The organism is Antribacter gilvus (assembly GCF_003946865.1).
In the GTDB taxonomy this organism is placed as follows: domain Bacteria; phylum Actinomycetota; class Actinomycetes; order Actinomycetales; family Cellulomonadaceae; genus Antribacter; species Antribacter gilvus.
Window position 1 is genome coordinate 1 of record NZ_QXTH01000009.1, and the last position, 23,971, is coordinate 23,971.

24 protein-coding genes are annotated in these 23,971 nt (G+C 73.8%); 11 read left to right on the forward strand and 13 right to left on the reverse strand.

What is annotated here, in order from left to right; all coding sequences use genetic code 11:
- Positions 1-148 precede the first annotated feature (148 nt).
- Complete coding sequence (locus D1350_RS15580) at positions 149-1,615, reverse strand: alpha/beta hydrolase family protein (RefSeq protein WP_125776964.1); 1,467 nt, start codon at positions 1,613-1,615, stop codon at positions 149-151.
- A 220-nt stretch (positions 1,616-1,835) separates the two neighbouring features.
- Here D1350_RS15580 and D1350_RS15585 point away from each other — a divergent pair, with 220 nt between their 5' ends.
- Together D1350_RS15585 and D1350_RS15590 are read left to right on the forward strand one after the other, a co-directional pair.
- Positions 1,836-2,312: an NYN domain-containing protein gene (locus D1350_RS15585; protein WP_125776965.1), complete on the forward strand. Its 477-nt coding sequence runs from the start codon at positions 1,836-1,838 to the stop codon at positions 2,310-2,312.
- Positions 2,313-2,536: 224 nt separating this feature from the next.
- Entirely contained in the window at positions 2,537-3,262 is a 726-nt protein-coding gene (locus D1350_RS15590; RefSeq protein ID WP_125776966.1) for a phosphatase PAP2 family protein, read from the forward strand.
- Here D1350_RS15590 and D1350_RS15595 read toward each other — a convergent pair.
- The 3 genes from D1350_RS15595 to D1350_RS15605 are packed head-to-tail and all read right to left on the reverse strand — an operon-like array spanning position 3,221 to position 6,026.
- Positions 3,221-3,856 carry a LysE family translocator gene (locus D1350_RS15595; protein ID WP_125776967.1) on the reverse strand — a complete coding sequence of 212 codons (636 nt, stop codon included), beginning with the start codon at positions 3,854-3,856 and terminating at the stop codon, positions 3,221-3,223. The genes D1350_RS15590 and D1350_RS15595 overlap by 42 nt on opposite strands.
- 41 nt (positions 3,857-3,897) lie before the next feature.
- A complete protein-coding gene (locus tag D1350_RS15600; RefSeq protein WP_125776968.1) occupies positions 3,898-5,445 on the reverse strand; it encodes a glycerol-3-phosphate dehydrogenase/oxidase in 1,548 nt (515 codons plus the stop codon).
- Entirely contained in the window at positions 5,442-6,026 is a 585-nt protein-coding gene (locus tag D1350_RS15605; RefSeq protein ID WP_125776969.1) for a TetR/AcrR family transcriptional regulator, read from the reverse strand. The genes D1350_RS15600 and D1350_RS15605 overlap by 4 nt, the downstream gene beginning before the upstream one ends.
- A gap of 48 nt (positions 6,027-6,074) precedes the next feature.
- On the opposite strand from D1350_RS15605, the gene D1350_RS15610 reads away from it, so the two are divergent.
- From D1350_RS15610 to D1350_RS15635, 6 genes are all read left to right on the forward strand, one after another.
- Entirely contained in the window at positions 6,075-7,694 is a 1,620-nt protein-coding gene (locus tag D1350_RS15610; protein WP_240644141.1) for an FAD-binding oxidoreductase, read from the forward strand.
- A 101-nt stretch (positions 7,695-7,795) separates the two neighbouring features.
- A complete protein-coding gene (locus D1350_RS15615; RefSeq protein WP_125776970.1) occupies positions 7,796-9,103 on the forward strand; it encodes a cytochrome P450 in 1,308 nt (435 codons plus the stop codon).
- A gap of 66 nt (positions 9,104-9,169) precedes the next feature.
- On the forward strand, positions 9,170-10,084 hold the full coding sequence (gene sigJ / locus D1350_RS15620; RefSeq protein WP_164545185.1) for an RNA polymerase sigma factor SigJ: 915 nt from the start codon (positions 9,170-9,172) through the stop codon (positions 10,082-10,084).
- Between the two features lie 187 nt (positions 10,085-10,271).
- Positions 10,272-11,786, forward strand: coding sequence for a Re/Si-specific NAD(P)(+) transhydrogenase subunit alpha (locus tag D1350_RS15625; RefSeq protein ID WP_125776971.1), 1,515 nt, complete (start codon positions 10,272-10,274; stop codon positions 11,784-11,786).
- Positions 11,783-13,195 (forward strand): Re/Si-specific NAD(P)(+) transhydrogenase subunit beta, encoded by a 1,413-nt coding sequence (pntB, locus tag D1350_RS15630; RefSeq protein ID WP_125776972.1) that lies wholly within the window; start codon positions 11,783-11,785, stop codon positions 13,193-13,195. The genes D1350_RS15625 and pntB overlap by 4 nt, the downstream gene beginning before the upstream one ends.
- A gap of 65 nt (positions 13,196-13,260) precedes the next feature.
- A complete protein-coding gene (locus D1350_RS15635; RefSeq protein ID WP_240644142.1) occupies positions 13,261-14,175 on the forward strand; it encodes a ketopantoate reductase family protein in 915 nt (304 codons plus the stop codon).
- 7 nt (positions 14,176-14,182) lie between these two features.
- Here the strand turns inward: D1350_RS15635 and D1350_RS23790 are convergent, their stop codons facing one another.
- The 3 genes from D1350_RS23790 to D1350_RS15645 form a co-directional block, all read right to left on the reverse strand.
- Entirely contained in the window at positions 14,183-14,344 is a 162-nt protein-coding gene (locus D1350_RS23790) for a hypothetical protein (RefSeq protein ID WP_164545186.1), read from the reverse strand.
- Positions 14,345-14,419: 75 nt separating this feature from the next.
- Entirely contained in the window at positions 14,420-15,502 is a 1,083-nt protein-coding gene (locus D1350_RS15640) for a LacI family DNA-binding transcriptional regulator (protein WP_125776973.1), read from the reverse strand.
- Positions 15,503-15,569: 67 nt separating this feature from the next.
- The gene (locus tag D1350_RS15645; RefSeq protein WP_125776974.1) at positions 15,570-16,601 is read right to left on the reverse strand and encodes an LLM class flavin-dependent oxidoreductase; all 1,032 of its coding nucleotides are present in this window, start codon (positions 16,599-16,601) and stop codon (positions 15,570-15,572) included.
- A 152-nt stretch (positions 16,602-16,753) separates the two neighbouring features.
- Here D1350_RS15645 and D1350_RS15650 point away from each other — a divergent pair, with 152 nt between their 5' ends.
- Positions 16,754-17,401, forward strand: coding sequence for a DUF6891 domain-containing protein (locus D1350_RS15650; RefSeq protein WP_125776975.1), 648 nt, complete (start codon positions 16,754-16,756; stop codon positions 17,399-17,401).
- 15 nt (positions 17,402-17,416) lie between these two features.
- Here the strand turns inward: D1350_RS15650 and D1350_RS15655 are convergent, their stop codons facing one another.
- The gene (locus D1350_RS15655; RefSeq protein WP_125776976.1) at positions 17,417-17,752 is read right to left on the reverse strand and encodes a hypothetical protein; all 336 of its coding nucleotides are present in this window, start codon (positions 17,750-17,752) and stop codon (positions 17,417-17,419) included.
- Complete coding sequence (locus D1350_RS15660) at positions 17,745-18,125, reverse strand: hypothetical protein (protein ID WP_206074564.1); 381 nt, start codon at positions 18,123-18,125, stop codon at positions 17,745-17,747. Before D1350_RS15660 ends, D1350_RS15655 begins: the two co-directional genes overlap by 8 nt.
- A gap of 82 nt (positions 18,126-18,207) precedes the next feature.
- Between D1350_RS15660 and D1350_RS15665 the strand changes: the two genes are divergently transcribed.
- Positions 18,208-18,924 (forward strand): cupin domain-containing protein, encoded by a 717-nt coding sequence (locus tag D1350_RS15665; protein WP_125776977.1) that lies wholly within the window; start codon positions 18,208-18,210, stop codon positions 18,922-18,924.
- Positions 18,925-19,047: 123 nt separating this feature from the next.
- Here D1350_RS15665 and mqo read toward each other — a convergent pair whose 3' ends face one another.
- From mqo to D1350_RS15685, 4 genes are all read right to left on the reverse strand, one after another.
- Positions 19,048-20,523, reverse strand: coding sequence for a malate dehydrogenase (quinone) (gene mqo, locus D1350_RS15670; protein WP_276313760.1), 1,476 nt, complete (start codon positions 20,521-20,523; stop codon positions 19,048-19,050).
- A 108-nt stretch (positions 20,524-20,631) separates the two neighbouring features.
- Positions 20,632-21,372 carry a maleylpyruvate isomerase family mycothiol-dependent enzyme gene (locus D1350_RS15675; protein ID WP_125776978.1) on the reverse strand — a complete coding sequence of 247 codons (741 nt, stop codon included), beginning with the start codon at positions 21,370-21,372 and terminating at the stop codon, positions 20,632-20,634.
- Positions 21,369-22,049 carry a pyridoxine/pyridoxamine 5'-phosphate oxidase gene (locus D1350_RS15680; RefSeq protein ID WP_125776979.1) on the reverse strand — a complete coding sequence of 227 codons (681 nt, stop codon included), beginning with the start codon at positions 22,047-22,049 and terminating at the stop codon, positions 21,369-21,371. The genes D1350_RS15675 and D1350_RS15680 overlap by 4 nt, the downstream gene beginning before the upstream one ends.
- 25 nt (positions 22,050-22,074) lie before the next feature.
- On the reverse strand, positions 22,075-22,641 hold the full coding sequence (locus D1350_RS15685; protein WP_125776980.1) for a TetR/AcrR family transcriptional regulator: 567 nt from the start codon (positions 22,639-22,641) through the stop codon (positions 22,075-22,077).
- Positions 22,642-22,729: 88 nt separating this feature from the next.
- Between D1350_RS15685 and D1350_RS15690 the strand changes: the two genes are divergently transcribed.
- Positions 22,730-23,965 carry a GNAT family N-acetyltransferase gene (locus tag D1350_RS15690; protein WP_164545187.1) on the forward strand — a complete coding sequence of 412 codons (1,236 nt, stop codon included), beginning with the start codon at positions 22,730-22,732 and terminating at the stop codon, positions 23,963-23,965.
- Positions 23,966-23,971: the final 6 nt, after the last annotated feature.

Below are 23,971 nucleotides of genomic sequence, written 5' to 3' on the forward strand. Positions count from 1 at the left end.
AGTTGACCATGAGCAACCGTGCACGATGTCCCGAGACAGACCGTGCACGATGTCCTGAGACACAACCGCGCACGATGTCCTGAGACTTCACAACTACCGATCACGCACCGAACTACCGATCACGTGGACGTGTCCACCGCGGCGCCCGTCACCAGGACGGCCGGGCGTGGCGCGGCGGCACGAGGTGGACGAAGGCCGGGTCGTGCTCCGACACCCCGGTCACCGGGTCGAACACCCAGAAGTAACCCGGTCCGTGCGCCCAGGCCCGCGCGTTCAGGTGCTGCGGGCTGAGCGACGGCCACCGGCCGGTCTCGACCCGCGTCTCCAGCGCCTCCAGGGCGACCAGCTCCTCGGCGACGTTCACCGTCAGGTGGGCGCCCCGCCCGACGTACAGGCTGCGGTACCGCGAGGGGTCGCCCACCTGTGCCACCCGGTCGCGGAACGACCGCTCGGACGACGGCGGAGCCCCGCCGTCACCGGTCGTGTGGATCGTGAGGACGGGTGACGGGGTGGTGCCCTCCGGCCGGTGCTGCGCGAGCGCGGCACGGGCGGCCGGGTCGGCGGGGATCACCGGCGCCGCGTCGAGCGCGGCGAGGTCCGCGTCCAGGTCGAGGCCCGCCGCGGCATAGGCGGCGCGCACCTCCGGCGCGGTACCGGACTGCGCCAGCCGCTCGGACCAGTCGCCGTCGAACGTGCTCGACGGGTTGCCGCCCAGCATCGCCTCCCAGCCCCGGCGGGCCGACGGTCCCAGCCCGGCCGTGTACGCCCACATCAGCCACTGCGCCTGGCCCCGGGCCCGCGTCTCGGCGTCGGCCGGCTCCGGGCTCAGCACGTCGTACCAGCCGGTGACGTCGTGGAGCGACGCGATGAGCTCGATCCGCGCCCGTCCCTCCTCGGTCTCGGCCGCGGCCGCGAGCGCGGCCATGAGGGCGTCGCGGCTCGCCGCGGGGTCGGTGGCGTGCACCAGCTCGACCGGGTTCCCGTTCGCGTCGGTCCCGTCGGTGAGCAGCACCTTGGTCGCGAGGTTGAGGTCGAGGATCGCGTCGAACGAGCCGACGACGTCGATCACCCCGCCGACCGCCAGGACGCCGTCGACCCGCTCGGGCTCCCGCTCGGCGAGCTCGAGGGCGGTGACCACGCCCATCGACGACCCGTAGGTGAAGGTGCGCTCCGGCTCGCCCACGTTCTGCTCGAACCAGGCGAGCACGTTCAGCTGGTCCTGCACGGCCGTCGGCACCGTGAGGTCGAGGCCGCCGTTCTGGAAGAGCGACGCCGCGAGCGCGTAGCCGCGGTCGACGAGGGCGTCGGCCGTCGCCTCCTGGTTCGCCAGCAGGAACGGCACGAACTCGGGCGGGATGAACTCGCCCGGGTAGTGCCCGTGGCTGTACAGCAGCAGGGTGCCGTTCCAGTCGTCGGGGACCTGGACGCGGTAGCGCGCACCGTCGATGGTGCCGGTGTGCTCGGTGACGGCGGTCTCGGCCGCCGCCGGCACAGCGGCCTGCACAGCCACCGGCACAGCCACCGGCCCGGGCGCGGCCGCCACCGGGGCAGCCGTCGCTCCCGCCAGAGCCAGTGCCAGGACGGCCAGCGGCGCCGCGGTTCTCAGGTGTCGCATCGCGCTCTCCTCGGGTCGTGCGGCACGCATCGGCGCGCACCTCGTACCCAGGTCGACGACGCCCCCGGCGCGAAGTCATCGCATTCCAGGTAAAAACGTCGTGGCGTGCAGGTTTCTTCGCGCGTGGCGGAACTTTCCGACGGCGTCCCGCGTCTACGTTGTACCTCCATCGCGAAGGCGCGAGAGACGGGAGCGAGCCGTGAGAGAACGTCGTCGCAGCATGCCACGCGAGTTCCGCGACCGTGCCCTGCACCTGGTGGACATCGAGAACCTCACGGGGACCGGCCTCCCCGACTCCGTCGCTGTGCAGGTCGCGCGCCGGAACCTGCAGAGGGCCGTGCCGGTGGCCGACGGCGACCTGGTCGTCGTCGGCTCCAGCCACGCGGCGGCGCTCGCGATCGCCGACGGCTGGGGCGCCGCCCGGTACGTCTGGCGCAGCGGCCGCGACGGCGCGGACCTGGCCCTGCTGGGTGTGCTCGAGGAGGACGTCGCCGAACGGTTCGACCACGTGGTGATCGCGTCCGGCGACGGGATCTTCGCGGACGCCGCGGCAGGCCTGGGACGCCGGGGCTGCGACGTGACGGTCGTGGCACGCGAGGGCGGCATCTCCTGGCGGCTCTGGACGGCGGTGCACGACGTCCGGCTGCTGCGTCCCCACGACGCCGTCACCGCCAGCGAGCTCGGCACGGCCGCCTGACCCGTCCCGGCCGGGCCCGCACCGGCTCGCCCGGGCCCGCACCGTCCCGCCCGGGGCCCGCACAGGGCCCGCAGCACGCAAGCACCAGGCCCGCGCGAGGCCCCGCGTGACAACCGGGCTCCCCAAGACCGTTACGCTCCCGTCGTCGTCCCTTCAGACACCTGTCCGGAGACGTCCATGTCCGCGCCGTAGCATCGGGCCGATCTCTCGGAAGGCAAGCACGTATGGCAGGCGATGTGATCGCCACGTCGCACAGCGCGACGCGGCCGTGGCGGGTGAGCGCCGTCCGCGACCCCGCGACGCTGACGGGCGCCGTCTCCGCACTGCTCCTCGGGATCGCGACCTGGCAGGTGCTGGCCGGCGGCCCGTTCGTGGCCTGGGACTGGCGGTCCCACCTGTGGGCCGACGCCCACCTGCCCGGCGGCTGGGTCAAGCAGGTCCTCGACGGCGTCGCGAGCGTGGGGGGCGAGCGGCTCTTCACGCTCCCCGTCGTGATCCCGCTCGCGGCCTGGCTCTCGTACCGCTCGCGCAGCCGCGGCCCGCTCGTGGCGGTGCTCGTCGGTGTCGCCACCATCGCCGTGGTGGGCTACTCCCTCAAGTTCGGGCTGGGCCGGACCATGCCGTGGACCGGTGAGGACGAGCTGTACGGCGGTGGACGCGCCTTCCCGTCGGGCCACGCCGCGAACGCCGCCTACACCTGGGCGATGGTGTCGTACCTGGTCTTCGGCCGGGGCGGCCTGCGTCCGTCCCGGGCCGGGCTCCGGCTCGCGCTGGCAGCCTCGGCGGTGGTCGCCCTGGCCGTCGGCGCGGTCATGGTGGTCCTCGACTACCACTGGCTGAGCGACGTGCCCGGGGGCTGGCTCGTGGGCCTGCTCGCGCTCGCGGTGTCGCTCGTCCTCCTGGACCGCTCAGGCCGTCCGGTGCCCGGTGAAGGCCGCCCAGCCCGCTAGCCCGAAGTAGGTGAGGGCAGGAGCCCGCCGCAGGACCGGGTGGGAGACCCGTCCCGCCAGCGCACGCCGCACGCTCCCCGCCGTCAGGCAGAAGACGGCGTCGACCGCGAGCCCCACCACCGTGAAGAACAGCCCGAAGACCAGCAGCTGAAGCCACTCCGGCCCGGCACCCGGCCGCACGAACTGGGGCAGCAGGGCGACGAAGAACAGGATCACCTTCGGGTTCGAGATCCCCACGAGGAAGCCGCGCCGGCCGTCGCTGCCCGGCGGCACCGCGGTGGCGACCTGCCCGGACGACGTGGGACGGGCTGCCTCGCGCCAGGCCTGGATCCCCAGCCAGACGAGGTAGGCCACGCCCGCCCACTTCACCGTCTGGAAGACGACGGTGCTCGCCGCCACGAGGGCGCCCAGGCCGGACGCGGTGAGGAGGGCGAACAGGAGGGTGGCCGTCTCCACGCCGAGCGCGGACCGCCAGGCCGGGCGGGGACCCCGGGAGGCCGCGGTCGCCGTCAGGAACAGCATGTTGGGTCCGGGCAGCAGCGCGAACGCGAGGGAGACCCCCGCGAACGACAGCATGGTCGAGGTGTCGGGCACCTGACGATTATGCGCGCGCCCGGGCCTTCCCCGTCAGCCGCTCAGCTACCCAGCCGGGCGAGCGTCCCGCCCACGAGCTCCTCCACGACGTTGCGCACCCGCTCGCGGTCCGCGGGCACCAGCCCGATCCGCGTGCGGCGGTCCAGCACGTCGTCCGCGTCGAGCGCGCCCTCGTGCGTCACGGCCCACTCGATCTCGGCCCGGGTCAGGTCCAGCCCGTGCCCGACGGCGTCCCGTGCGCCCGGCTGCACCGCGTCGGCCAGGACCCGGGTCGCCTCCGTGCCGTGGCGGGCGACGAGCCACGTGCCGAGCGCGCCGGGGGCGAGCGCGGCGCCGTCGGGCACAGAGCCCGCGCCGACCAGGGGGAGCGACGCCGTGCGGCACGGGCCGGCCGCCAGGCCGGAGTGCGCGACGGCGGCGTCCACGGCGCCCTGGGCCATCGCCCGGTACGTGGTGAGCTTGCCGCCCAGGACGTTCACCACGCCCGAGGCCGAGACGCCGACGTGGTGCTTGCGGGAGAGGTCGGCGGTGGCGCCGTCGCCTGTGTCGACCAGGGGGCGGAGGCCGGCGAAGGCGCCCAGGACGTCGTCGGGCGCGAGGTCGCGCTCCAGGACCCGGGAGATCGTGGTGAGCAGGAACGCGACCTCGCCCGGCGTCGGCTCGGGCACGTCGGGGACCGGGCCGGGCGCCTCCTCGTCCGTGAGCCCCACCACCACGCGCCCCAGCTGCTGCGGGAGGGCGAAGACGAACCGGCTCGTCGAGCCGGGCAGCGCGGCCATCAGCGCCGCCGACGGGTCACCGAGCAGGCCGGCGGGCAGCACGAGGTGCGTGCCACGGCTCGGCCGGAGCCGGACCGACGGGTCCACGGTGCCCGCCCAGACGCCCGAGGCGTTGACGACCGCCCGCGCCCGGACGGCGAGCCGGGCGCCGGTGACACCGTCGACCAGGTCGGCGCCGTCACCGGTCACACGCTCGGCACGCACCCGGGTGAGGACGGACGCGCCGAGCCCGGCCGCGGTGCGGGCGAGGGCCACGACCAGCCGCGCGTCGTCCACGAGCTGCCCGTCATAGCCGAGCATCCCGCCCGCGAGACCAGTCCGCGCCGTCGCTGGAGCCAGCCGCAGCACGGCCTCCGAGGTGACGCGCCGAGGCCGGGGGAGCACCGAGGCGGGCGTGCCGGCCGTCCACCGCAGGTGGTCGCCCAGCGCGAACCCGACCCGGGTGGAGACCCGCTGCGCGCCGGACAGGGACGGCACGAACGGCGCGACCTGCGGGAGGGCGCGGACCAGGTGCGGCGCCGTGCGGGTCATCAGGAGGTGGCGCTCGCGGGCGCTCTCCCGGGCCACCGTGAGGTCGCCCGTAGCGAGGTAGCGCAGGCCGCCGTGCACCAGCTTGGAGCTCCACCTCGACGTGCCGAACGCCAGGTCGCGCGCCTCGACCAGGGCCACGTCGAGGCCGCGGGCAGCCGCGTCGAGCGCGACGCCCGCCCCGGTCACCCCGCCGCCGACGACGAGGAGGTCGAGCGTGCGGCCGGCGAGGCCGTCGAGCTCCCGGGCGCGGCGGGCGGCGTGGAGAGCCGTGCCGGTCATGGCCGGAGGTACCCGTCGAGGGCGTGGCGCAGCTCGGCCTGCCGGGTCGCGTCGTCAAGGACCTCCGCCACCGCGGCGTGCGAGAGCACCGTCGACTGGGAGAGCAGGAGCACCATCGCCGCGAGGTCTGACGGCCGGCCCTGCCGCACGGAACCGTGCGCCTGGGCGCGGGTCACGGCCGTGGTGAGCAGGTCGAGAAGGACGCGCTGGGCACGGCCGAGGCGCTGGAACGTCCAGCGCGTGAACGTCTCGGGCTCACGCTCGAGGAGGCGGGAGAACAGGGGGTCGCTCTCGAGGTGCGCGGTGAACGTGACGGTGGTGTCCACGATCTCGTCGCGCGTCGACGGCTCGGAGCCCACCTCGGCGATGAGCGCCGAGGCGCGGTGGGCGAGCACGTCCCGGACCACGTCCTGGGCGTCCGTCCAGCGGCGGTAGACCGTGGGGCGGCTCACGCCGGCCTCACGCGCGAGCTCCGCCACGGACAGCCCGCGCGGGCCGCGGGCCACCAGGATCTCGGTCGCCACCGCGAGGAGGTGCGTCTCCGTGGCTGCTGCCGCGCTGTGAACGTTACGCTTTGCCATAATGTGTAAGACTGTAACTCACATCACAGGCGACGGCGAGGGCGGACAGTGACCTACGGGGACGCGGCGGGTACCGGCGAGCGCGCCGACATGCGGTGGGACGGCTGGGGCGACCCTGCCCGCGCGAAGACCCTGCCCGCGTCGCTGCGGCTGCTCCTGACCAGCGTCGTGGGCCGCGTGCCCCGCCGGGTCGTCGCGCCCACCTGGGACGAGGTCGAGGTGATCACCCCGCCGCTCGACGCCGAGGACGTCGCGGCGCTCGCCGCGGTGGTCGGTGCCGGCAACGTCCGGACCGACCGCGACGCACGCCTCCTGCGGGCGGGCGGCAAGTCGACGCCCGACCTGCTCCGCCGCCGGGCGAAGCGGCAGGAGGCACCGGGCGCCGTCGTGCTGCCCGGGAGCGAGGACGAGGTCGCGGAGGTGCTCCGGACGGCCACGGAGCGCGGCCTCGCGGTGGTGCCGTTCGGCGGTGGCACGGCGGTCACGGGCGGGCTCGCGCCGCACGCCGGGGCGCACCGCGGAGTGCTGAGCCTCGACCTGCGCCGGCTGACCGGGCTCGTGTCGCTCGACGAGGTGTCGGGCGAGGCGACTCTCCGGGCGGGTACCACCGGCCCCGAGGCGGAGGCTGCTCTGGGCGCTCGCGGCTTCGAGCTGGGGCACTTCCCGCAGAGCTTCCGGTTCGCCACGGTCGGCGGCTTCGCCGCGATGCGCTCGTCGGGGCAGAACTCGGCCGGTCACGGCCGGTTCGAGACGATGGTGACGGGCCTGCGCGTGGTGACTCCGACGGGGACCCTGCACCTCGGGCGCGCGCCAGGCTCGTCGGCGGGGCCGGACCTGGTGCGGCTGTTCCTCGGCTCGGAGGGCACGTTCGGCGTGATCACGGAGGTGCGGGTCCGGGTGCACCGGCTGCCCGAGGAGACCTTCGCCGACGCGTGGACCTTCCCGGACTTCGCGGCGGGGGCCGACGCGCTGCGCCAGGTGGCGCAGGCGGGGACGGGGCCCACGGTGATCCGGCTGTCGGACGAGGCGGAGACTTCCGTGAGCCTCGCTCAGGTGGGGGCGATCGGCAAGGCGCTGACCAAGGGCTGCTCGGTCGTGGTGCTTCACGAGGGTCCGGCGGGGCTCGCCGCCGCACGGCGCGAGGCCACCAGCCGGGTGCTGGCCGGGGCCGGCGGGACGCCCGCGGCGCCGAGGCTCGCCGCCTCGTGGGAGCACGGCCGGTTCGACGCCCCCTACCTGCGGGACGCGCTGCTGGAGCACGGCATCTTCGTGGAGACGCTCGAGACGGCCACGACGTGGTCGGGGCTGCACGGCCTGCGCACGGCGGTGACCGAGGCGCTGCGGACGGGCCTTGGCCGGTCCGGGCACAAGATCTTGTGCCACGTCTCGCACGTGTACCCCACGGGGGCGGCGCTCTACTTCACGGTGGTGGGCGACCTCGGGACCGACCCGGCACGCGCGGCGGAGACGTGGGCCAGGACCAAGGCCGCGGTCAACGACGCGATCACCGCCGCTGGTGGCACCATCTCGCACCACCACGGCGTGGGCACGGACCACGCCGGCTGGATGGAGCACGAGGTGGGCGCGGTGGGTCTGCGCGTGCTGCGCGCCGTCAAGGCCGAGCTGGACCCCGCCAGGATCATGAATCCCGGCACCCTCGTGCCCTGAAGCGGCGCCTACGTACAAGAGCCACGCGAAACGCGCAATTCGGGGCGAAGATTTTCCGATAGCATCCCGCCGTCGAACATCGCCGACGGGGGAGCGCGGACATGACCGGGACGACCGTGGCCGGAATGACAGGAACGAGCGCGTCCGAGGGCGCCGGGACGAACCAGCAAGACGCCGGACCGCTCGTGCTGGACGGACTGACCGGCCTGACGCTGCTGACCGACATCACCACCGCGCCGGACACCCGGCCCGAGTACGACCGGCTCGAGCGTGAGTGGGGCGTCGTGGCGCCCGTGGACATGGAACCGGGCGTGCCCGCGTGGCTGGTGCTGGGCCACCGCGAGATCTGCGAGGTCATGCGGAACGAGCGGCTGTTCTCCCACAACCCGCGTTACTGGAACGGGCACTCCGTGCTGCCCGCCTCGGGCACGCTGCTCCAGGTGATCAACCCCCAGGGCCGTATGGCGGCCGACCTGCAGGACGGCGAGCAGCGCCGCCGGCTCCGGGAGCCCGTGGACGACGCGTTCGCCGGGGTGGACGAGTCGGCGATGGTGGACAGCGTCCGGCGGCAGTGCGAGTCCCTCGTCGACCGGTTCGCGGACCGCGGCAGCGCCGACCTCGTGTGGGAGTACGCGGCGATGATCCCGATGCTCGCCACGGCGGACCTGCTCGGTTTCGACGAGCAGACGAGCCGTCGCCTGGTCGAGCTGGCGCGGGCTGTCTGGACCGGCGGCGACAACGCTTCCTCCAGCGGCGAGGAGATGGGCGCGATCGTCTTCCGGCACATCGCGTCCCGGCGCGCCGACCCGCGGCCGGACCTGACGACGGCTCTGGTGCAGCACCCGGGGTTCGAGAACGACCTCGAGGTGATGAACACGATCTTCGCGGTGGTGGGTGCGGGCGACGGGTACACGATGTCGTGGATCACCCAGACCCTGCGGATCCTGCTCAGCGACAGCCGGGTCGCCAACCGGCTCGCGGGCGGCCGCATGGACCTCGACGACGCCCTGGACCACGTCCTCTGGTACGCGGCGCCCTCGGCGCACCTGTCCCCCCGCTACGCCACGCAGGACGTCCAGATCGACGGCAAGTACGTCCGCAAGGGCGACGCCCTCGTGATGGCGGTCCAGGCGGCCAACACCGACCGGCAGGTGCACACGGAGGACCCGTGGGACGAGGTGGGCAACCGGGCCCACCTCTCGTTCGGTACGGGTCCGCACTCCTGCCCGGCGCCCCGCCTGGCCCGGATCATCGCCCGCGTGGCCATCTCGACGCTGCTCCGGCGGCTCGAGGTGCGCCTGGCGGCGGAGCCCGACCAGATCCCCTGGGCACCGTCGCTGTGGGCCCGGTTCCCGCTCAGCCTGCCCGTGACGTTCCCGCCGCCCACGGAGGTGGCGCAGGACTGGTGACCGCGGCCGTTGTGACGAGTGCCACGTGCGTGGACGTCGGGTACTGGGCAGGCGCAGCATGAGGACATGGACGCCGCGAAGTACGCCGAGGCCGTGACGGCCACGCCGCCCACCGTGACCGACGAGCTCGCGCGGCCGTTCGCCGACCACCGCCGCCTCCTCTTCACCGTCGCGTACGAGATGCTCGGCGCCGCGGCCGACGCCGAGGACGTGGTCCAGGAGGCGTGGCTGCGCTGGTCGTCGGGCGACCGCTCGCACGTCCAGGACCCGCGCGCCTACCTGGTGCGCGTGACGACCAACCTCGCCCTCGACCGGCTGCGCGCGCTGAAGCGGTCGCGCGAGACGTACGTGGGGCCGTGGCTGCCGGACCCGCTCCTCACGTCGTCGGACGCCGCCCTGCCGGTCGAGCGCGCGGAGGACGTGTCGATGGCGCTCCTCGTCGTGCTGGAGGCGCTGTCGCCGCTGGAGCGCGCGGTGTTCGTGCTGCACGACGTCTTCGACCTTCCCTACGCGGAGGTGGCCGCGGCCCTCGACCGCACGGAGGCGGCGGTGCGGCAGGTGGCGCACCGGGCGCGGGAGCACGTGCGCGCCCGGCGGCCCCGGTACGCGCCGCCGGAGCGCACGGAGGAGGTGACCGAGCGGTTCCTCGGCGCGTGCTTCACGGGCGACGTGGCGTCGCTGGTCGAGGCGCTCGCACCCGGGATCGAGCTCGTGACCGACGGCGGGGGCAGGGCCCGCGCCGCCCGCCGCGTGATCCGCGGCCAGGACAAGGTGGCGCGCGCCCTGATCGCGTTCGCCGGGCAGGAGGACGTGACCGGCCTCGAGGCCGTGCCCGCGGAGATCAACGGCGAGACCGGAACGCTCTGGCTGGCCGACGGGGAGCCGGTCATGGCCGCGCTCGCCGAGCTCGACGGCGACCGCGTGGCCCGGGTGCTGGTGTTCCGCAACCCCGACCGACTGGCGGGCTTGCGCCGGGCCTGACCGGCCCGGCGGCCGGGTCGGCGGCCGACGCGGCGGCCGGGTCGGCAACCGCGTTGCTGACGCGCGCGAGTGACCTGCGCAACACGGACACGCAACGACGCGCCGGGCGCTCGGCACGCGTGCAGCGATACCTTGCCTGTGGCAGCGTCGCCCGGACCGGCGCGCGCCATGACGAGCGGGAGGTCGCATGCGTATCGGGGTCCCACGGGAGCAGGGGCGGCTCGTCGCCGCCACACCGTCGAGCGTGAGCAGGCTGGTCGCCCTCGGGTACGACGTGGTCGTCGAGGCGGGGGCAGGTGCGGGGGCCAGCCTCGCGGACGCCGGCTACGCCGCGGCGGGGGCCGCCGTCGGCTCGGCCGACGACGTCTGGGCCGCCGACGTGGTGACGGCCGTCGGGCCGGTGGACCGCGAGCCGCCCGCAGGATCCTTCCTCGTCGCCCAGCTCGGGCCCGCGACGAACCCCGGGCGCGTCCAGGCGCTCGCCGCGGGCGGCGTGACCGCCCTGGCGCTCGACGCCGTGCCGCGCATCTCCCGCGCCCAGGCGCTCGACGTGCTCAGCGCCCTCTCCAACGTGGCGGGCTACCGCGGCGTCGTGGAGGCGGCGGCCGAGTACGGCGGCATGTTCGGCGGTCAGATCACCGCGGCCGGCACCACCAAGCCCGCCACAGTCTTCGTGATCGGCGCCGGCGTGGCCGGCCTGGCGGCGATCGGCGCCGCCGTCAGCCTCGGTGCCCGCGTCCGGGCCTTCGACGTGCGACCCGAGGTCGCCGAGCAGATCGAGTCCATGGGCGCGACGTTCGTCCGGGCCGACGCCGCCACCCAGCAGGTCAGCGCCGACGGCTACGCCTCGGCCCTCACCAGCGACCAGGAGGCCGCGGCCGCCCGCGTCTACGCCGCCGAGACGGCCGCCGCCGACGTCGTGGTCACCACCGCGCTCGTGCGCGGCGTCGCCCCCCGGACGCTCACCGCCGAGATGGTCGCCGGGATGCGGCCCGGCAGCGTGATCGTGGACCTCGCCGCGTCCGGCGGCGGCAACTGCGAGCTGACCGTGCCGGGGGAGCGCGTGGTCACCCCGGGCGGCGTCGTGGTCCTCGGGTACACGGACCTGCCGGCCCGCATGCCGCGGCACACCTCCGAGCTGGTCGGCACCGCCGTCGCGAACCTGCTCGCCCTGGTGACGCCCGGCAAGGACGGGCACCTCGTGCTCGACCTCGCCGACCCCGTGGTGCGCGGCATGACCGTCGCCCACGCGGGCGAGGTGCTCTGGCCGCCCCCACCGGTCGCGGTCACGGCGTCCGCCGCCGCCCCGCCGCCCCCGCCCGTGGAGGACAAGGACGCCGCCCGACGCCGGACGCTCGCCTCCCGCGTCGCCCTCGCCCTGGGCGTCGTCGCGGCCGGGCTGCTCGTGTCCGTGTCCCCGCCGTCGCTCGCCGGGCACTTCACGGTGCTGGCGCTCGCGGTGGTCGTGGGCTTCTACGTCATCTCGCACGTGAGCCACTCCCTGCACACGCCGCTGATGGCCCAGACCAACGCCGTGTCGGGGATCATCCTCGTGGGCGCGCTGCTCCAGATCGGCTCGTCGAGCTGGGTGGTGACGCTGCTCGCGGTGGTGGCCGCCGCGGTGGCGAGCATCAACATCTTCGGAGGGTTCCTCGTGACGCACCGGATGCTGGGCATGTTCCGCCGCGGGGGTGGGGCATGAACGTCACGTCGGTGGTCCAGGCCGTCTACCTCCTCGCGGCCGTCCTGTTCATCCTCTCGCTGGCCGGGCTCTCGAAGCAGGAGACGGCCCGCCGGGGCGTGCTCCTCGGGATGGGCGGCATGGTGCTCGCGCTCGCGGCCACCGTCGGGCTCGCGCTGGAGCGGTCCGAGCGACCGGTCGCGGTGACCGCGGCCCTCATCGTGCTGGTGCTCGTGGTCGGCGCGGCGGTGGGCACGTGGCGCGCCCGGACCGTCGAGATGACGCAGATGCCGGAGCTCATCGCGCTCCTGCACTCGTTCGTGGGCCTCGCCGCGGTGCTCGTGGGATACGGGTCCTTCCTCACCGATGCCGCGGCGGGCGCCACGGACACCGTCCACCTGGTCGAGGTGTTCGTGGGCGTGCTGGTGGGCGCCGTGACGTTCACCGGGTCGGTGGTCGCGTTCCTCAAGCTGTCGGCCCGCATCCGGTCGGCGCCGCTGACGCTGCCGGGCCGCAACTGGCTCAACCTCGGCATGGTGCTGGTCAGCGTGCTGCTGGGCTGGTGGTTCGCCCGGGCGGCGACCGGCGGCCTGCTGCCGCTCCTGCTCATGACCGTCGTCGCGCTCGCGCTGGGCTGGCACCTGGTGGCGGCGATCGGCGGGGGCGACATGCCGGTCGTCGTCTCGATGCTCAACTCGTACTCCGGGTGGGCCGCCGCGGCGGCCGGCTTCATGCTCGGCAACGACCTGCTGATCATCACGGGCGCCCTGGTGGGCTCGTCCGGCGCGATCCTGTCGTACCTCATGTGCAAGGCCATGAACCGGTCGTTCGTGAGCGTGATCCTGGGCGGGTTCGGCACGGGTGACGCGACCGCGGGAGGCGACCCGTCCGCCGTCGGGCCGCAGGGGGAGCACCGGGAGACCACCGCGCCCGCCGTGGCGGCGCTGCTCACCGCCGCACGCAGCGTGGTGATCGTGCCCGGCTACGGCATGGCCGTGGCCAAGGCGCAGTATCCCGTCGCGGACCTGGCCGCGCGGCTCGGCGACCGCGGCGTCCGGGTCCGGTTCGGCATCCACCCCGTCGCCGGCCGGCTGCCCGGCCACATGAACGTGCTGCTCGCGGAGGCCCGCGTGCCGTACGACGTCGTCGAGGGCATGGACGAGATCAACGGCGACCTGCCGGCCACCGACGTGGTGCTCGTCATCGGCGCCAACGACACCGTCAACCCGGCCGCGCAGGACGACCCCTCGTCGCCCATCGCGGGCATGCCTGTCCTGGAGGTGTGGAAGGCGGCCGACGTGGTGGTGTTCAAGCGCTCCATGGCCACCGGCTACGCGGGCGTGCAGAACCCGCTGTTCTTCCGGGAGAACACGCAGATGCTCTTCGGCGACGCGAAGGACCAGGTGGAGGCGATCCTCCGGGAGCTCTGAGGAGCGTCAGAGCACGTTCTGACCATGGGCTCCCCTTCCGCGACGTGCGGTCGTAGGGTGAACCGGTGACCAGCGCGAGCACCCCTCCTGACCTGCCCGTCGTCGCCGTCGTGGGGGTGGGCGCCATCGGCGGCCTCGTGGCCGCGATGCTCCAGCAGGCGGGGCACGACGTCGTCGTGGTCGCCCGGGAGCGCACCGCCCGCCAGGTCGCGGAGCACGGGCTGGACATCGAGACGGACGAGTACGGCACCTGGCACGCGGACCTGCCGGCCGTGACCGAGGTGCCACGGGGCGCCCGGGTCGTGGTGGCGGTCAAGGCCGAGGGGGTCGCGGACGCGGCCGCCCGGCTCGTTCGGTCCGCGCCGGCAGAGGTGGTGACCTTGCTCAACGGGCTCGAGCACCTTGACGCGCTCCGCGCGGCGCTGCCGGGCCTCGACGTGGCGGGCGCGACGATCGCGGGCGAGACGCTCCGGACCGGCGCGGGCGGCTTCGGCCCGCCGCGGGTGCGGCACCGCGGTCACCTCCTGAGGATCGTCGTGCCCGACGACGCGGCCCACCTCTCCCTGGTGGACGCCCTCCGGGACACGCCCATCGAGGTGGCGGCCGGCGGCGCGCAAGCCGAGGTCCTGTGGAAGAAGCTGCGGTTCCTGGGGCCGATGGCCCTGCTCACGACCCTCACGGAGTCCTCTCTGGGGGTAGCTCTGGACCGTGATCCGGGGCTGGTCGGGGCGCTCGTGGCCGAGGTGGCGGCCGTCGCCACCGCCGAGGGCGTGCCGACGGGCGGCGACGAGCTGCTCGGGATCCTGCGCGGGTTCCCGGCGACCATGCGGTCGTCGCTCCAGGCCGACGTCGAGGCGGGGAACCCCGGCGAGCTCGACGCGATCGGGGGAGCGATGCTGCGGCGGGCGCAGGCGCACGGGATCGCGGCGCCGGTGCTGGCGGGGGTGGTGGAGCGGATCGGGGCGCGGGTCGGGGGTTGAGAGGCCCCTAAGCGCCGTACCACTCTGCGAGCTCGGTGTTCGAGAGCGTGTCGACGTCGTCGCTGATCCAGATCCGGCCTGTGAGCGCGCCGGGCTTCCGCGCTGCCCGTGTGTATGCCACGAGGCGGAAGAGGCGTCTATGCGCCTCGTGAATGCGTGCCGTGGTCATGGATCCATCATCCTCGACCGGTCTCATCTGGGCGATTCCTTTGGGTGGGACGTGCGGTCGCGACCGAGCGCCGTCCTACCGGGTCGCCGCGAGGTCGACCGCGCGCGCCGTGCTGGTCCGCACCATGAGCTTGACGGCGAGCGTCGTGCGCATCACGCTCGTGCCGTCGGCCATGAGGCGGAGCAGCAGGTCGGCGGCCGTGCGCCCGGACTCCTCGAACGGTTGCCGCACGGTGGTGAGATCGAGGGCGGCGGCGAGCGGGCCGTCGTCGAACCCCACGAGCGAGACGTCCCCGGGGACGCGGATCCCGGCCGCGCGGAGCCCGCTGCTGACGAGGGCAGCGAGCTCGTCGTGCGTGGCGAAGATGGCGGTGACGCCGTCGCGGACGGCTGCGAGCAGGGCGGTGCCGCCGTCGGTGGCCGCGGACGCGTCGAGCGCGACCACCTCGGCGCGCTCAGGCGCCCCGAGCCCTTCGGCGAGGCCCTTGCGGCGGAGCGCGCTCGCCGAGGCGGTGTCCGGGGACCGCGGCTCGTCCCGGAGGAACGCGACCCGGCGGTGTCCCAGCTCGGCGAGGTGCCGGCCCACGAGCAGCCCGCCCTGCTCGTCGTCCATGAGGACCGACGGCGTCCGGTCCTCCTGCGCGTCGAGCAGCACCACGGGCGGACCCCACTCCGCGAGCCGGGAGCCGCCGTCGGTCGACAGGGACACCCCCATGACGAGGATCCCGTCGACTCCCGCGCGGACCGGCAGGGCGTCGAGGAGGGGTGTCCCGGCGGCGGTGGCTGCCTCGAGGTCGTAGATCATCACGTCGATCCCGGAGTCGCGAAGCCGGTCGAGCACTCCGGACATGCGCCGCGAGTAGCTCGAATAGCTCGTGAACGGCGCGGCCACGGCGATCCCCACGGGGCGCCCGCCGGTGCGGGCACGCCAGGCGCCGTCCGGGCGGTAGCCCAGCGCCCGGGCCGCCGCGACGATCCGCTTGCGGGTGGCGTCCGCGACCCGGTGCGGCTGGTTGATGGCGAGCGAGACGGTCGAGATGGACACCCCGGCGGTCCGTGCCACGGTGTAGACGGTCGCCCGGGGGCGGCGCACGACGGCGACGGACCGGTCAGCGGCACGCTCATCCGGATGAGCGGATTGTCGCGGATCGGTGGCCATGTGAGGCAGGCTACTCCCGGCATTCCTTCGAAGTAGTTCGAGGCGGCGGGGCGATGGCGACGCGCCGTCAGGCCTCCGCGAGGAGGTCCTTGACCAGGGGTGCCACCCGGGTGCCGTAGAGCTCGATCGACCGCATCAGCTGCGAGTGGGGCAGGGTCCCGTTCGCGTACTTCAGGTCGAAGCGGGACAGCCCCAAGGTCTTCACCGTCGTGGCGATCTTGCGGGCCACCGTCTCGGGCGACCCCACGTACAGGGCGCCCTCACGGGACGCCGTCGCCTCGAACTGCGACCGGTTGGTGGGGCCCCAGCCGCGCTCGCGGCCGATCCGGTTCATCAGCTGCTCGTAGTGGGGCCAGAGCTGCTCCTTGGCCTCCTCGTCCGTGTCCGCGACGTGGCCGGGGGAGTGGACGGCGACCGGGAGGTCGGGCTTGCCGAGCTTCTCGAGAGCCCGGTGATAAAGGTCCACGATCGGGCCGAACTGTGCCGACGCCCCGCCGATGATCGCGACGACCAGCGGCAGGCCGTGGCTCGCCGCGCGGACCACCGACTGCGGGCTGCCGCCCACGCCCACCCAGGTGCGCAGCGTGCCCTCGACGCGGGGGTAGACCGAGAAGTTGTCGATCGACGGGCGCAGACGGCCCTCCCAGGTGACCGGCTCCTGCGGGAGCAGCGCGGCGAACAGGGCGAGCTTCTCCTCGAAGAGCGCCTCGTAGTCCTGGAGGTCGTACCCGAACAGCGGGAACGACTCGGTGAACGACCCCCTGCCGAGGACCACCTCGGCGCGGCCCTCGCTCAGTCCGTCGAGCGTGGCGAAGCGCTGGTACACGCGCACGGGGTCGTCGCTGCTCAGCACGGTGACGGCCGAGCTGAGGCGGATGTGCTCGGTCCTCGCGGCGATCGCCGCGAGCACGACCTCCGGCGCGGACACGGCGAAGTCCTCGCGGTGGTGCTCGCCGACGCCGATCACGTCCAGGCCCACCTGGTCGGCGAGCACGCCCTGCTCCACGAGGTCGCGCAGCACCTGGGCATGAGCCTTGGGCCTCCCGGCGTCGTCGAACGTCACGTCGCCGAAGGTGTCGATACCGAGCTCTACCGTCATGGTTCCCGTCCTAGGTGGTGGTCTGAGGTGGTGGTCTCAGGTGGTGATTCAGGGGGTGGTCTCAGGTGGTGGCGACGGTCCAACCATGCCCCACCTGGCGGCATTCCGGAGTGCCTCCCGGGAGTGTGGGTGAGCGGTTCTAGGGTGCCGGTATGAGCGATGTGCAGCAGACGGTCGAGGACGTGGTGGCACTCGCGCGCGACCACGCCCGGGCGCAGATCCGGACAGGCTTCTGGTCCTACGACGAGGTACTGGAGAGCACCGTGAGGCTCGCGATGGACGAGGTCGACGACGCGGACCTCAGCCTCGCCGAGGGCACCGTGGAGCGCGTGGTCCAGCAGGAGTGGGCGGCCCGGCTCACCGAGCAGGCGGACTGGGAGGACGAGGGCGACTTCGCGCGGCTGGCCGCCGCGTTCGAGGAGCTCGAGCGCAAGGGGGTGGTGGCGCGCATGAACTTCACGTGCTGCCAGACGTGCGGGCATGCCGAGATCCTCGAGGAGGTGCCCGCGGCGGTGGTGGACGCTGGTGGCGGTGCGGCCGCGCCGGGCGGCGCGGCGGGTCCGTGGGCCTACACGTTCTTCCACCAGCAGGACGCGGACGACCTGGGTGACGCTGGGTCGAGGCTGCACCTGGCGTTCGGTGCGTTCGGTGACGTGGCGGTCGTCGAGAAGGAGGTGGCCGCGGGCCGGGAGGTCGTGGACACCCTGGCGCGGCACGGCTTCGACGTGGACTGGGACGGCACGAACCGGCAACGCCCCGCGGTGGCGATCCGCGAGTGGCGCAAGCGGCTGCCGGTGTGAGTGGGCTGTTCTCGGTCAGTCGGCCTTGAGGAACTCGGGGCGGATAACCTCGCGCAGCGCAGCGGTCACAGCGGTGAGGTCGATGGGTCCGGAGGCGGGGCGGGCAGTCTGGTCGAGGTGCTCGAGGATTGCCAGGCGCGCCATCGTCGACACGGGCAGGTCCCGGTCGCCGGCTGCCTTGACGAGCCGTTGGTACTGGGCGTCAGTGAGCCGGACCGATAGCACCCGCGGTGCGGGGCCGTCGGAACGGCGCACGCCGACGGCAGTTTCGGGCAGGGGGTCGTGGCGTCGTGCCTCTGACTCCTCGGCTACCTCGGCCAGAAGCGCCTCGATGTGCGTGCTCTCAGTCATCAGGTCCTCCATCTCCCTGCTCCCCGTCGACCTTGTGGTCGACGGATGTAGTCGCGCGTTGGTAGTGGCGTCGGTCGGTGTCGCTCGACTTCCATGCGTTCGCGCCCCACAGCTTCCCGGCCTCGCGGACGGTGATGACCGTTATCAGGAACCCAGCGCTGGCGGACCAACCGATGGTTCGGTCGGAGAGCCCTTTCGTCGACGCGGGGTCGGGAGAGAACACGACTGCGTCTACGTCGGCGAACGCCTCGTTGGCCCATTTCGGCTCGATGTTCGTCTCGCCAGCGGATTCCTTTCTCGTCGATCGAGTGCGGATGTAGTCCGCCCGGTGCTGCCAGTTCGGTACCTCGGCTCGCGAGCGCTGGTCGGTCACGTAGTCGAATCTACTACGCAACGCCTCGTCCTGGGCCTGGAAGCGCTTACCGGGGCCAGCGGTCGTAGGGCAGGATGAGAGCGTGACGACGTCGACCACTGTCCTGCCCGGAGCCGTCGGGCTCAGCGACCTGCGCGTGTACCCCTGGCCCACCGAGGACGGGCTCGCGGGCGGTTCCCCGCACCTGCACCTGGTCTCGACCGAGTGCTACGTGGTGCTCGGCGGTTCGGGTCGCCTCGAGACGCTCACCACGGACGGTGTGCGGGTGCATCCGCTGGAGCCGGGCCGCGTCGTCTGGTTCCCGCCGGGCACCATCCACCGCGCGATCAACGACGGCGACCTGCACGTGCTGGTCGTCATGTCGAACAGCGGGCTCCCGGAGGCGGGCGACGCCGTCATGACCTTCCCGCCCGATGTGGTGGCGGACCCCGCCGCCTACGCGGCCGCAGCGAACGTGCGCGACGCGGCCGGGACGCCGTCGGAGGACCTGGCCCGGGCCCGACGAGACCTCGCCGTGAGCGGATATCTCCGGCTGCGCGCGGCCGTGGAGGCCGGGGACGGCGACGCCCTGCGCCAGTTCCACGAGGCTGCGGGCGCCCTCGTGTCGGAGCGGCTGCCGCGCTGGCGCGAGCTGCTGGCCGCGGGGCCGGGCGCGCAGGCGTCGCTCAGCGCGACGCACGTCGAAGCCCTCGCGGCCGGGTCGGTGGCGCACCTGGCGGGGGCGACGGTCAGCACGCTCGACGGCGGCCCCAACGAGACCCTGGGCATGTGCGGCTACCTGCACCCCTACCTGCCCTGACCGAAGCCCTGCTTGATGCCGAGGTGGCGCGCTGAGATCGGTAGTCCGGTGCGTGATCGGCAGTTCGAACTGCCGATCACGCACCGAGCTACCGATCACGCACGAGATCGGCGGGGAGGGCGGCTACTGCGCCGCGACCTGCTCGCCTGAGGTGAGCGAGGCGGCGTCGTCGGCCATGCCGCCCAGGCTCGGCATCATCGAGCCGAGCGCGGGAGCCCAGTCGGCGTAGCGGCCCGGGAAGCAGCGCTCGAGGAGGGCCACCATCGCGGAGACAGCGGTCGACGCGCCGGGGGAGGCGCCGAGCAGACCGGCGATGGAGCCGTCCTGGGCGGCGATGACCTCGGTGCCGAACTCCAGCACGCCACCCTTGCCCTTGACCCACTTGATGACCTGGACGCGCTGGCCGGCGGTGATGGTCTCCCAGTCGCCGGGCTGCGCGGTGGGCATGAAGCGCTGCAGCTCGTGGAACTTGGTCTCCGGCTGCGCCACGACCTGGCCCACGAGGTACTGCGTGAGGTCGAGGTTCTTCACGCCGGCGCCGAGCATCGAGAAGAGGTTGTGCGCCCGGAGCGACGTGATGAGGCCCAGGTACTTGCCCTTCTTGAGGTACTTGGGGCTGAACCCGGCGTACGGGCCGAACATCAGGTAGCTCTTGCCGTCCACCACGCGGGTGTCGAGGTGCGGCACGGACATCGGCGGGGCGCCGACGTCGGCCTTGCCGTACACCTTGGCGTGGTGCTGGGCGACGACCTCCGGGACCTCTGTGCGCAGGAACTCGCCGCTGATCGGGAAGCCGCCGTAGCCACGGATCTCCTTGATGCCCGAGGCCTGCAGCAGCGGCAGCGCGCCGCCGCCCGCGCCGACGAACACGAAGCGAGCCGTGACGGTCTTGCTGCGGGTGGGGGCATTCCAGGACCGGTCGCGCAGCGTGAGCTTCCAGCGGCCGTCCTTGAGCTTCTTGAGGCCCTTGACCTCGTGCTCGACGTGCAGCTCCGCGCCCTGTTCGACGGCCAGGTCCACCAGCTTGCGGGTGAGCGCCCCGAAGTCGACGTCGGTGCCGCCGGCGGCGCGCGTCGCCGCGACGGGCTCGCTCGGGTCGCGGGCCTCGACCAGCAGGGGTGCCCACTGCTGGATCACGGCGGGGTCGGCGGTGAACTCGAGGTCGTTGAACAACGGGTGCTCGCGCAGCGTCTCGAAGCGGCGGCGGAGGTAGTCCACGTTCTCCTCGCCGCGCACGAACGTCATGTGCGGCGTGACGTTGATGAACTCCGTGCCCTCCATGAGCCCCGCGGTCAGCAGGTGGTTCCAGAACTCGCGCGAGACCTGGAACTGCTCGTTGATCTTCACCGCCTTGCTGATGTCGATCGAGCCGTCCACGCGCTCCGGCGTGTAGTTCAGCTCGCACAGCGCAGCGTGGCCGGTGCCCGCGTTGTTCCACGGGCTCGACGACTCGAGAGCGACGTCGTCCAGGCGCTCGTAGATCCTGATGGTCCAGGTCGGCTCCAGGAGACTGAGGAGCGCGCCCAGCGTGGCACTCATGATGCCGCCGCCGACGAGCGCGACGTCGACCTCGTCTCCGGTCCGTGAGTAGGAAGTCACGCGCCACAGACTACGACGCTTGTGAAATACTGAACGAAGTCCGTGACTCAGGTCACAGGGTCCGGGCGCGTGACGTCCCTCACGGTCAATTCGGCAGCAGCGGGCCGATCACGGCCATGGCAGCAGTTCCGGGAGGGGAACCTCCGTGCCGTTCCGGACGGCCCGCGGAGCCCGCTCGGGCTCCCGTCCGGCGAGCCATGCGACCACGTCGCGGAGGTCGCCCGCGACGACGGTCCCGGTCGGCTCGGCCACGTCGGCCTGCCCGGCCTGCCCGGTCGGCGCAGGCTCGGGCGCCACCGTCACGCCCTCCGGCAGCCGTGGGGCGAGCCAGGCCAGGAGGTGCCCGCACAGCTCGTCGTCCCACGAGTCGAACCCGATCCCGACCAGGGCGTCGACCGAGTGGATGCGCAGCTCCCGCCACCACGCGAACAGGCAGTCGTGCAGCACGCCGTTCCGGTAGGCGACCGGTGCGGCCCACAGCGGCGCACCCGCGACGGGCCAGCCGACGGCGTGCCGCTCGCGCACCGCCTCCAGCGCCGCGACGTGCTGCGCCACGCTCAGGGTCGAGTCCGCCTCGATCTCCGCGTCGCGGCCCGCCGGGCCGCCGTCGTAGTACTCGACGGTCTCGCCACGGGCGGCGTGCTCGGCCTGGCGGGCCTGCGCGCGGCCGTTCCCGGCCACGTGGCCGAGGACGTGCCCCCGGGTCCAGCCGGGCAGGGCCGACGGCTCGCGCTCGGCACCCTCGGGCAGCGCGCGCACGGCCTCGATCAGCGCGTCGAGCGCGGCCGCCGTGTCGGTGAGGATGTGCTGCGTGACCTCGGGGTGGATGGTGCTCGGGTCGGTGCTCATGGCCACAGGAGTCCCTTCGTCCAGTCGTTGCCGTCGGTGCGGTAGAGCAGCCGTGTCTGTCCCGTGGTGTCGCTCGACTGCCAGAACTCCACCTCTGTGGGAGCGAGCGAGTACGACGTCCACGTGGGTGAGACCGTGCCCGGCTCGGCGCGGACGGTGTCGAGCGCGTTCGCGAACGCGGCCGTGTAGTCCTCGCGGGAGCCGAGGGGCTCGCCCTGCCGGTTCACGAGCCCCGCGGCGCGCGAGTGGTCCGGCTGGGCGAGGAAGTCGGCGGCGCTCTTCTCCGGGTCGGCCGGTACGGCGGGTCCCGTCACGCGGACCTGGCGGCCGAGCTCGCGCCAGAGGAAGGTCAGGGCGGCGTGCGGGTTCTCCGCGAGGTCCCGGCCCTTGCCGCTCGTCGCGTGCCCCGCGAACCACCAGCCGTCCGCCGACACGTCCTTGAGCACCACCGTGCGGGCGTGCACGCGGCCCGCGGCGTCGGCCGTCGCGAGCGTCATCGCGTGGGGTGCCTGCACCCCGGCGTCCACCGCCTGGTCGAACCACCGGACGAACAGCTCGTGCGGGGTCGAGGGCGTGTCCTTGGGATCGAGCGCGGGGAGGCCGGGGCCGAAGGTGGGCAGGGCGCGCACGCGCTCGCGGAACGTGGTGCCGGACGGCGGTGCGGTATCCGGGTGCATCGGCTCTCCTCGGTAGTAGGGCGGGTCAGGCGCCGGCGGGTGCCGGGGCGTCGGTCTGCAGCAGGGCCACGAACCCACGGATCGCTGAGCGCATCGCCTCGGCGTCCTGGGTGGCACGAGACAGGACGTACCCGCCCTGGATGACGGCGACAGCGGCGTGCGCGCGGTCGGCTGCGGCCTCCGCCGGGAGGCCCGCCTCGCGGAAGGCCGCCGCGACCTCGTCGAGCAGCTCGACGAAGTAGGAGGCGACCCCGCCGCGCAGCTCGTCGTCCGTCATGACCGCCTCGTCGGCGGTGAGGCGGCCCACGCGGCAGCCCGCGAGCGCATCCCGTGGCCGATCGAGGTACGCGATGACGCGGTCCCACGCGGGGCCGTTCGCCCGAAGCTGCTCCCGGGCACGCCCCAGGGTCTCGGCAGCCGTGGCGGTGACCGCGGCGAACGCAAGATCGTGCTTGGTGGGGAAGTGGTGGTAGAGGCTGCCCTGCCCGACTCCGCTCGCTGCCAGCACCTCGCGCGGGCTCGTGGCGCCCACGCCCTGCTGGGCGAAGAGCTGTTGTGCGGCCTCGACGAGCCGCGACCGGGAGTCGACCATGCGGCCACCATACCTACCTCCAGGTATGGTGGCAAGAGATGACCGCCTGCTCACCGCCGGCGCCCCCCGCACGGGGTACGGTCGCCGGATGAGCCTCAGCGCAGACCTCCAGGTCCGTCGACTCCGGTACGCCGACCTCGCCGGGTCCCGCACCCTGGGCTCGGAGGCGTACGGCTCCTCGGGCGCCCCGGCCCCGCTCCCTCCCGAGGAGGAGTGGGCGGCCTCGCCGGGCCGGTCCTGGGGAGCGTTCGACGGCGACACGCTCGTCGCGCGGCTGACCGTCTTCAGCATGACCTCCTGGTTCCACGGCGACCGCGTCCCCACCGCCGGGGTCGCCGGGGTCGCCGTCGTGGCCGAGCGTCGCGGCGAAGGCCTGCTGCGCCCGCTGATGGACGCCGCGCTGGCGGAGGCGCGCGGCCGCGGCGAGGCGGTCTCGACGCTGTTCCCCACGGCGCCGGGGATCTACCGCGGCTGGGGATACGAGATCGTGGGATCGTTCGACGCTGTCGAGCTGCCCTCGTCGGCGCTCCAGCGGGTCGCGCCCGCGCCCGGCGTCGACGTGCGCCGGGCCACGCAGGCGGACCTCCCGGCCCTCGCCGGGGTGCACGCCCGCTGGTCGTCCGCGCAGAACGGCCCGCTCGCCCGCGCGGAGGCACCCTTCAGCACCGACCGGGAGTGGCTCGAGGACTACACGGGGGTGACGGTCGCGCTCGAGGACGGCGAGATCACCGGGTTCACCACCTGGGACCGCGGCCAGGGCTACGACCCCCGCACCGCCGTCATCCAGGTCGACGACCTCGTCTCCGTCACGGGCGGCGCCGCCCGTGCGCTCTGGCGGTTCCTCGGGGCGTCGTCGTCGGTCGTGGGGAGGGTGCGCGTCGCGACGTCGGGCCTGGACCCCGCGTGGCACGTCCTGCCCGACCTCACCACGACGGTCGTGCGCACCCGTCCCTACATGCTGAGCGTGCTCGACGTGGTGGGCGCCTTGAGCGGCCTGCGGCTCACGCCGCTCACGGCGCGCCTGCCGTTCGCGGTCCGCGGCGCGGGCCTCGACGGCGCCTTCGTCCTCGAGGTGTCCGACGGTGTCACCGCCGCCGCTCCCGGCCCGTCACCGGCCGCCGCGGCCGGCGAGGCGGCCCGTGAGGCCGCCGGCGCTGCCGACCGGCCGGTGTTCTCGGCGCGCGGCCTGGCGCAGCTGTACGCCGGCGCGCAGTCGGCGGCGAACCTGCGCCTGGCCGGCGAGCTGACCGGTCCGGCGGACGACGACGCCACGTGGACCGCCCTGTTCGGCGGCCGTCAGGTCCACGTGCGCGACTACTTCTGACGCGCG